7 protein-coding genes and 1 pseudogene are annotated in these 9,605 nt (G+C 59.5%); all 8 read left to right on the forward strand.

Annotated elements, in window-relative coordinates:
• Position 1 precedes the first annotated feature (1 nt).
• Entirely contained in the window at positions 2 to 5,179 is a 5,178-nt protein-coding gene (gene traI, locus BL249_RS15685) for a conjugative transfer relaxase/helicase TraI (RefSeq protein WP_099706593.1), read from the forward strand.
• Positions 5,180 to 5,385: 206 nt separating this feature from the next.
• A complete protein-coding gene (locus tag BL249_RS15690; protein WP_099706594.1) occupies positions 5,386 to 5,835 on the forward strand; it encodes a phospholipase D family nuclease in 450 nt (149 codons plus the stop codon).
• 9 nt (positions 5,836 to 5,844) lie between these two features.
• The gene (locus BL249_RS15695) at positions 5,845 to 6,258 is read left to right on the forward strand and encodes a hypothetical protein (protein ID WP_078005079.1); all 414 of its coding nucleotides are present in this window, start codon (positions 5,845 to 5,847) and stop codon (positions 6,256 to 6,258) included.
• Entirely contained in the window at positions 6,255 to 6,557 is a 303-nt protein-coding gene (locus BL249_RS15700; RefSeq protein ID WP_078005080.1) for a hypothetical protein, read from the forward strand. Before BL249_RS15695 ends, BL249_RS15700 begins: the two co-directional genes overlap by 4 nt.
• A gap of 139 nt (positions 6,558 to 6,696) precedes the next feature.
• Complete coding sequence (gene repA / locus BL249_RS15705) at positions 6,697 to 6,951, forward strand: replication regulatory protein RepA (RefSeq protein WP_078005081.1); 255 nt, start codon at positions 6,697 to 6,699, stop codon at positions 6,949 to 6,951.
• 226 nt (positions 6,952 to 7,177) lie between these two features.
• Positions 7,178 to 7,249: a RepA leader peptide Tap gene (gene tap / locus BL249_RS19520; RefSeq protein WP_078005087.1), complete on the forward strand. Its 72-nt coding sequence runs from the start codon at positions 7,178 to 7,180 to the stop codon at positions 7,247 to 7,249.
• A gap of 142 nt (positions 7,250 to 7,391) precedes the next feature.
• Positions 7,392 to 8,294, forward strand: a complete 903-nt coding sequence (locus BL249_RS15720) for a Replication protein (protein WP_241898902.1) — start codon at positions 7,392 to 7,394, stop codon at positions 8,292 to 8,294.
• A 921-nt stretch (positions 8,295 to 9,215) separates the two neighbouring features.
• A pseudogene (locus tag BL249_RS15730) lies at positions 9,216 to 9,605 on the forward strand (hypothetical protein); the annotation flags it as partial.

The raw sequence follows: 9,605 nt of genomic DNA on the forward strand, positions 1-9,605 counted from the left end.
GATGCTGTCAGTTTCAACGGTAAAAAGTGCCAGCGGCGCGGGTAATTACTACACGGCCGAGGATAACTACTATTTCCTGGGGGAGCAGTCGACGGAATGGTACGGTACCGGCGCAGAGTCGCTGGGGCTGGAGGGTCCCGTCGACAAAGCGATGTTCACCAGCGTCCTTGAAGGAAAACTGCCGGATGGTACTGACCTGTCGCGCATGGAAAACGGTGTAAACAAGCATCGTCCCGGCTATGACCTGACTTTCTCAGCTCCCAAAAGCGTGTCGGTGCTCGCACTGGTTTGTGGGGATGAGTTTCTTGTTGAAGCGCATAACCGGGCAGTGAAGAAAACGCTGGATGAAGTGGAAAAGCTGGCCACCACCCGCACCATGCAGAACGGTGTTTCTGCGATGGAGGCCACGGGTAACCTGCTGATAGCCTGTTTTATGCATGACACCAGCCGGAATCTCGATCCCCAGCTTCACACGCATGCGGTGGTGGTAAATACGACGCTCGCACAGGGAGGCTGGAAAACGCTTTCTTCGGATACCATGAACAAACAGGGGTTTACGGATCAGGTCTGGGCACAGCAGGTCAGCATAGGAGGGTTATACCGGGGGTTTCTTCGTCAGGATCTTGAACAGGCCGGTTATCCAATAATTGAGACCGGAGAGCGTGGCGAGTGGGATATTGCCGGTGTCCCGGTTAAAGAGTTTTCCTCCCGCCGTCAGGAAATACTGGACGCAGTCGGCGAGGACGCCAGTGCCAGAGCCAAAAGTATGGCGGCGCTTGATTCCCGGAAGAAAAAAGAATTCAGCGAAATGGAGTCTGTCCGGGAACACTGGCAGGAAAAGCTGCACGATACTGGCTTTAAACTCGTGGATTTCAGGTATACCGTCAACGGAAATGGCAGCCGCCTGCAGGCAGATAAAGAGCAGCAGTCTCAGGTATATGGCCAGCCGCGTCTGCACGGAAAAAACGCGGACGGTGCCGTCAGCGCAGCAGCCCGGCCTGAACTGGAGGCCGCGGTGGCCAGTGCCATCAACCGGCTCTCGTCGAAAAGCGTTCGCTTCACCTACGACAGCGTGCTGACCGGCGTACTGACGCATATTCCGGTGGAGAAGGGCGTGTATGCCAGTGCGCGGGAGGCCATTGACCATGCCATCTCACGGGGCGCCATCATGGCCGTTGACAGGCATCAGACCCTGTTCACTTCCGCTGAACATCTGCGGGACGAGCAGCGCCTGGCTCAGGTGGCGGCAGGACTGGCGGGGCGGGAAGGCTCCCTGCAGGCCCCTTCCGGGGAACGCGGCGTGATGGCGCAGCTGGCTGATGCCAACCGGGCTGTTACCCTGGTGGACGTGCGTGGCGGCCAGGCGTACCTGCAGCAGTTCAGTACCTCAGTGCTGCAGCTCGCGGAGAAAAATGATCGGCCGCTGGTTGTGGTGGCTGCAGACGGCGGCAGCCTGAAACGACAGTCTGCCCTGTCTGGCGATAACGCCAGGGTGATGCTGACCACGCCCGGGCAGCTGGCGGATAACCCGCTGCCGGAAAACGCGCTGGTGATGGTGAGTGAGGCCGAGCGCTTCAGCACCACCGCGATGCATGACGTGCTGAAGGCCGCAGGTATGCAGGGGGCGACCACAATCGTTGTCGACACGCATGCGCGTCGCACCACCGGTTTTGCCACCCAGGTGCTGAAGGCGGCCGGGGTGAAAAGCCTCACGGCGACCGCCACCGGCGACGCCGTGTCCGTCACCCTGGTGCAGAAGGACACGGTGGCTGACCGCCTGACGGTGGCAGCACGCTATTACGCTCAGGAAACCTCGGCGGGCAAACGGGTCACCGTGCAGGCCGGGAATGCAAAGGTACGGTCGCAGCTGACCGGTAGCATCCGGGAGGCCATGACGGAGGACGGCCAGCTTGGCCGCGTGCTGGGCGAGGTGACCGTGCGCGAACCCGTCTGGATCGATGCCGCCACCCGCAACGATCGCAGTAAATACCGTGAAGGGATGGTGCTGGAACATCATACGGGCCGGGGCCTGATGGAAGATTTCACCATCACAGGCGTCAGCGAAAAGCACAACCTGCTGACGCTGTCCGACGCAAAAGGCCACACGCAGGGCCTGAAAATCAGCGATATCGACAGCCATTACCGTCTCTACCGTGAGAAGAAGCTGGAGCTGCGTGAGGGAGAACGCCTGCGCACTACGGCTGATGTTCACCCAAAAGCCGGCGCCGGAGAAACCCTGACGGTCACCGGCATAAAGGCGGGCCGCTGGCTGTTTAAGGACCGGCTGGTGATGGAGAACGCTGACGGGGAGCGCCTGCAGGTGAATATGAGTGAGCCGCTGTACGCCGGATATGGCTATACGGAGGCCTTCGGGGCCACGCGCAGCAGCAGCGGCAGCGTGATTGCGATGCTGTCCGGAAAGGACGTCAGCGACACCACCCTGAACATGCTGAAGCGCAGCGGTGACAGCGTCATTGCCTTCACCCCGCTTGATGAGAAGACCATCGCGAAGCGTCTGGACGAAAACAGGCCGTCGGTCACCGTCACCCAGGGCGTGAAGTCGCTTGTCGGGGAGGATGATATGGCAGATGCCCTGCGGGCGCTGGAGGCGCGGAAGATGACGCACCCGGAGCGGTCGGTCAGGATTGCCATTGAAAAGTCTACCGGTACCGGCGTGACCTTCAGCAGTATGAAGGTGCTGGCTGAGGTGATGGAAACTGACCGTCAGCTTTCTCCTGAACGGGTCGGGCTTGAGCTGCAGCGCCTGCAGGATAAAGGTGACATTATTCCGCTCAGCCCGGAGCAGGGCGCGGCCGGCCTCTTTATTTCACGGGATAACTTCAGCAATGAACTGACCATCCTGCGTCACGTGGCGGAAGGAAAGAATGCCGTTCCTCCGCTTGCAGCAGCCGGTCTTACGGCTGAACAGGCCGGGCCGCTGACGGATGGCCAGCGTCAGGCAGCAAACCTCATCCTGACCTCGGCGGACCGTATCACCGCGATACAGGGCTACGCCGGGGTGGGCAAAACCACGCAGTTCAGAACGGTGTCCACCGCGCTGAACGGGCTGGATAACCCGCCGGTGACAGCCGGGCTGGCGCCCACCCACCGCGCGGTCAGCGAACTGACGGCGGCCGGCATTCCGGCGCAGACCATCTCCAGCTTTCTCAGCGAACACAGCCAGTGGCAGTCATCCGGAGAGGTCCGGGACTTCAGCAACACCCTGTTTGTCATCGATGAGTCTTCAATGAACGGCAATGCCCAGCTGGCCTCGCTGCTGACGGCCATATCTGACGGGGGCGGTCGCGCCGTACTGAGCGGTGACCGGGACCAGCTGAAATCCCTCGAGTCCGGGGCGCCCTTTGCACTGGCGCTGGAACGAAGTGCCGCAGACGTGGCGGTCATGAAGGAAATTGTCCGCCAGACCCCGGCGCTGAAGCCGGCCGTTGAGGCCATCATCGCCGGTAACGTGCGTGAGGCGGTCTCCGTGGCCAGCCAGGTCTCCCCAGAGACGGTGCCAAGGCTTGAAGGTGCATATGTGCCGGAGAGCAGCACGATGGACGTGCGGGCGGCGACCGCTGAGGCGAAGAAAGAGGCCGGTGCAGGTCAGCTGCCGCTGACTGCCCTTCCTGCGACAGAAATCACCGACCTCATTGCCGCCGATTTTACCGGCAGAACGGCAGAGGCACGCGACAGTACGCTGATCGTGGCAGAGCTGAATGCCGACCGGATGGCGGTTAACGCAGCGGTTCATGAGCGGCTGAAAGCACAGGGGGCGCTGGGTGACAGTGTCACTGTGCCGCACCTGGTCAGGGTGGGCAACAGCAACGCCGATCTGGGGCGGGTGAGCTTCTGGGAGAAAAACGACGGCAATACCGTGCGGATGGGAGAACGGTATTTCCGGATCGGGAAGACCGATACGGAAAGTGGTGTTATCCGCCTGCAGGGGCTGGACGGCGCGGACGATCGCTGGTTCAGCCCGTCAGAACTGCGCAAGGAAATGGTGGCGGTTTTTGAGCCGAAGTCCGTCGAACTCAGCGTCGGGGAAAAAGTCCGCCTGACGGCTACCGACAGGGAGCGCAACGTGCGCGCCAGCGATATGGCCACCGTCACCGGCGTCACGCCGGAAGGCCTCATCACGCTGGATACCGGTGGCAGGACGCTGACCCTCGACCCGTCAGCGGAAAATGCCGATCGTCACCTGGATTACGGCTATGCCGTCACCACGTACAGCGCACAGGGGGCCTCAGTACCTTACCTGATTGCCCTGACCGGAACGGATGGCGGTCGCAAAAAGATGGCGGCAATGGACAGCACCTATGTGGCCCTGTCGCGGGCAAAAGAACACGTACAGGTTTATGCCGATGATATGGACGGCTGGATAGCGGCGGTGGAGCGCAACAGCGGTAAACGTCAGACCGTGCATGACGTGGTGATGCGGGCGGAAGACGTTCGTGCTGAAAGGCAAGTACGGTTGTGGGACAGCAGTCTTCCGGTGGCAGAGACCCGGCTCGCGCCGCGCACTGACAGCACCCTGACCGCCGGTGCCCGCTTTTTGTCCGGAAAGTCACCGGCGGTGATGTGGCCGGTTATCAATGAGCACGGCCATCAGCGGGGAAACTGGCACGTGCCGGTATCTCCTGCGACCGGAAAAATGGATATGGATAATGCGCGCTATGAAGGTGCCGCTGATGGCAGCCGTATCGTGCTGCAGAAGGGCGAAGGCCGCGCCGGCATACTGGAGGCGACCACGCCGGAAGAGGCGCTGCGGCTGATGGAGGAGAACCCCCATAACCCCGTGGTGATGCGCCCGGAGCACCACGACATCCCCGATGATGCTGTGCCGACCGGTGAGGAGATGGTCGTCAGGGGTGAGGCAGCGCTGCAGAAGGCGGCAGAGGACGCGCTGAAAGAGCATGAGCCGGAACTGCAGCCTGAATCGGTGGACGAGCCTGAAGCTGAACGGGTGGCGGAAGAGGCGCAGCTTGAAGAGGCCGCGCAGGAGCTGGAGCAGGAAGCCGGACTCGCGCAGGCGAATGACTATGACCCTGAACATGAACAGAAACAGGAGGAGCAACGGATGACCGGACTACAGAGCGATGAAGTGAACATCCTGCGTCACGCCCGCCCTGAGCCGGAACCGGATGTCTCTCTCAACCGACAGAAAACCCTGGAGTGACGTGGCCCTGTGGGTGTTTCCGCTCGCGGATATCGTCAGCTTCGCGACGGGCTGGCGCCTGCTGAAAAACGCACTGTCCGATATCAGCCTGATTAACCCGGAGCTGACCGGAAAACACTGACGGCCTGCCGCCCTGCGGTTGGCCGGTCCCTCACAGACGCGGTTAAAAACCGCCGTCTGCTCACGACCCCCTTAAAGGAAACGCAATGCAGAAACGATGCCTGCCGCTGCTGGTCAGCGGCCTGATACTCCTGTGCCCGCTGGCCGGCCTGTCCGCGCCTGGCGTCAGCGTGGGCTTCTCGCCGGAAGGCACGGCGCAGACGCTGGTTCTGAACACCCTTGACGCTGCCACGCGGGAAATACGCCTGGCGGGCTACAGCTTCACCGCGCCGGATATCGTGCAGGCGCTTGTCCGGGCCGCCATGAACCTGCTGGTGAGCCACGGTATCCCGGTGCGCACCAGCGGGCAGTACGCCATCCTGCACGACAAAATAATTATCACCGACGGCCGCACGGTGGAAACCGGCAGCTTCAACTACACGCGGTCAGCGGAAAAGCGCAACAGCGAGAACGCGCTGGTTATACGCGACATGCCGGAACTGGCCGCCCGGGTGCCTGACCTCGTATTCACCCGCCGCCCGCCGGTGCATAAGTGAGGAACCGCAATGACAAAAGAACGCTTTCTTGCTGAGGTGATGACCGGAGACCGGATATGGCGCTCGGGGTCCTTTGACGCCTTCCTGAAGGGCTTCAGCGATAACCTGCCCGGCATCGACAACATCATGCTGACCTGCTACCGGGCGGGGCAGGCGGTGACGGAGCTTGTTTTCAGCAGCGGGGGGAACGTGAAGCTGTACCTGACCATCCGGGAGGGGAAAATCAGCCTCACCCGGCTTTTACCGGAGCATATCCGGCTGTCGGCCCTGGAAATTTCGCTGCCTGACGTGGTGGATATCCTCATCCTGACCACGGTACTGGCCAGACACTACGGCCTGACGCCGGAGCTGGCAGATGATGCCGGTACCTCCACCGTGCTGATGTTCGCACGCCCTTTCAGAAAAAAACGGAGGTCATCATGAAGACAGCGACATTTGACCCGGAGCCGGTCATCCGCGACCGCCGGGGCTTCGGAACACACCCGGCGCTACAGGGGCTGACGCCCGGAGAATTCGCCGCATTCCTGCATCAGCACCGGCTGCAGTGCGAAGTGAGTGTGATGCAGTATGACGACCCGGCCGCCTGGCTCGCGTGGGACGCGGGAGGCCGGGGAAATGTGCGTCACTGGCAGCCTGTTGCGCCGGACGAGGATGCCTGGTTTATAGGATCGATACACGATCCGGGCGACGGCCCGGTGTGCTTCTGGCTGCGGTCATATTGACCCGCTGAGGCTCAGAGACGTCCCCGTAATCGCCCGGCCGGTCAGTTCGCCTGCTGACCGTCCTGCAAAAAAGTGAATCTATTACCTGTATCACTATGCTATTCTGTCGAAAAGTTTTAATTTTTTCTGAGGAGGCCCCATGCCACAGCAACAGTCAACTGCTGCGCAGCCGAAACAGAAGCGCACTTACAGGAAAGGTAACCCCTTGAGTGATGCAGACAAACAGCGTCTTTCAATTGCTCGAAAAAAGGAATCAAGGAAAGAGATAAAAGTCTTTGTTGAACCTGAGATAAAAGCTCTCTTAATGGATATGTGTAAACAGGATGGTTTAAATCAAGCCGATATTCTGAAGCAACTCATTGAGAAAGAAGCGAGATGCAGGGGAAAACATTAAAGGGCTTACTTTCTTGAACCTTTGAAGGACTAGTGATAGATTACGGATCGTTAAGACATTCTGGCGGGCCACGCCATAAGGTGGCAGGGAACTGAAGCGGAACAAACAACCGGTTTCAGAAAAAAGAAAACCCCGATAATCTCTTCGCTTTGGCGGGCTGGAAAGATTAACGGGGCATCACATAATCTGCATAGAAGCTGTTGCTCTATGCGGGGAGTATAGATTCATGCTCAGAAAAAAACAATACTTTCTGTGCTCACTCCTTAAGCGCAACATAAGCGCAGGCAGGAGTGGCTGACGCGGTAATCCCTCTTCAACAGTCTGACACACCAAGTGTGTACCGTCCCTCCCGGCGCGGCGAGTCCAATCGCCTCCGGAAAGGACTGCCAAAAACGCACCGTAATCATCAGCCCGTTTTCAATGGCAAAATTCCCCGTGGCATGGCCGCAAAAGTCGTGGCGTGTTTTCGTGGCCACGACTGGCGCCGTAACACGGACCTGATTGCCCTGCGGCGGCAGGGGTACACCCCTTACACCCGCATGTTCGATCCGTCATTCCGGCCGAAGCCGATGCGCATCACCCCGCGTTCGGAGAGCCGTGAAGCGCTGACCGCGCTGTCGCTGGTGCTTGCCGCGAACTGTGACTACAGCCCCGACAGCGAATATATGTTTGAAGTGATGATGCCCGTCGAGGAGCTTGCGCGCCGGATGGGCGTGCTGCACGTCTATGAAAGCGGTCGCAAAGCCTACGACATCCTGCTGAATGCCCTGCGCGTGCTGGAGCAGCTGGACTACGTTGTGGTTCACCGCGACAAAGACTCAGACACCGGCCAGAACAAACCAATGCGCATTTTTCTGACCGAAACCTGTTTCACCTCGCGCGGTATGACGGTGGAAAACGTGAGAGCCTGGCTGCACAAATACCGCCAGTGGGCGGTGGCCAGCGGCGTGGCAGAATCCATGCGCCAGAAATACGAGCGGCATCAGTTGAAAATGGCGCGTCTGGGTATCAGTATCGACAGCCACCACGCCCTCAAAAACCGCCTTAAAAAAATAAAGCGCTGGGTGGTCAGTCCGGAACTGCGGGCCGAGAAAGAGCGCGTGCAGGAAGACCTGGGCGCGGTACTGGACGAGCAGGCGCGCAAGCTGCGTCAGCTGCGCGCAGGCAAAAGCGACAACCGCTATGAAAGCGCCTGGCGGCGCTGGGTCAGCGGCGGCGGATGCACTTACGCCGCGCAGCTGCGGATGGAAAACGTTGTGAAGGCTGAGCACCCGCTTCTGCACAGCACGGACCCCGAACAGTATTACCGGCTGTTGCTGGAAAGCGCCGGCATCACCCTCTGATACCCCATCTTTTAACCCACCGCGTCCTTCGCGGTTTTTGTGCTGGCGCGGCGTTGAGAACTGCGCTGCCGGCAGGTATTTCTGCGCACTGAAACCGCCATCAGCGTTCGTGCCGGCCACGACGGAGATGACGTTATGACGCCGGCAAGCCGGACTGTGCAAAAATAAAACGCTTAATTTCGGACATGCTTTCATCGCTGCATATGATATGGCATTAATTCCGAACAGGCAGCCCGTAAAAGTGCTAATTCCGAACGTTAATCCTGAACAAAACATGCCCTTCAAAAAGGGAGTTCTCATGAGCCAGCCTTCGGCATGGCATCAGGAGTAGCACCCCTTCGGGGCAAACAATCCCCCACGCATTGTGCAGACACTCAACACCTTCAAAAGGTAGCTCCCCGGGCAAGCCCGGGGCATTACAACTACAGCTGCTTTAATTACAACATCCTGTAATTTACTCTTCTCACCCGTTAAGTGCGTATCTGTAACTTCACAGGCCGCCCCACCCCTGAAAAGCGGCCCTGCCCCGGCCCTGAGGGCCGGAACAACGTCGCTTTTAATGATGGATGATGTAACTAAAAACCTGAGCCGCTGTAAGTAGTGTCGCTGGAGGTACTGAGTGACACGCCCGTAAGCGGCCCTGAAGGCCCGCTAACGCGGAGATACATTCCGGCTATGCCGGAATCACTCCGACGGCGCACAGAAGCTTTTGTCTCGCTTACAGCGGGTTTGGTCTGGCAGGGCGGAAGGTATTGATTGATGGAACCTGTCAACAACGTAACCGGCTGCGCCGGGCTACGGCGCCACTCACCAGTAAAGCTGTATTCAGCACTGGCTGGCGCCTCCATGCCGCTGAAGCGGCATTCATTGGACCGGCTGCGCACTGCTCGCCAGTCCTGTATGCATGTGATATAAACGATTATGTTTATAAACACTTATGTGGATATCGTTATGCTGCTCACCGACTACATTGACAGTGTATACGGAACGGCGCGCGGAAACCGTGCCCGCTTTCTGGAGGACAACCCGGATATCCTTCCCCAGGAGCTGAGCCGCTGGCTTAAGGCTGGCCTGAAAATCAGGCCAGAGACCGGCGAAATCTACAAGCCCGTATCACGCCGCGTCAGGATACCCCCGGCGGTTGCAGCCGGGGCTGGCGTCTTTCTCTCTGACAACCTGCGTGAACGTGTCGCGTCACTGGCCACCGCACAGAACGTGACAAGTGATGCCATGCTCAATGCCCTGGTGGAGCGCGAGGAACTGTGCCGTAAACTGTCCCTTCAGACGGATAATGGTGACGCCGTACCGGAA

The organism is Erwinia sp. OLFS4 (assembly GCF_002752165.1).
Taxonomy (GTDB): Bacteria; Pseudomonadota; Gammaproteobacteria; order Enterobacterales; family Enterobacteriaceae; genus Izhakiella.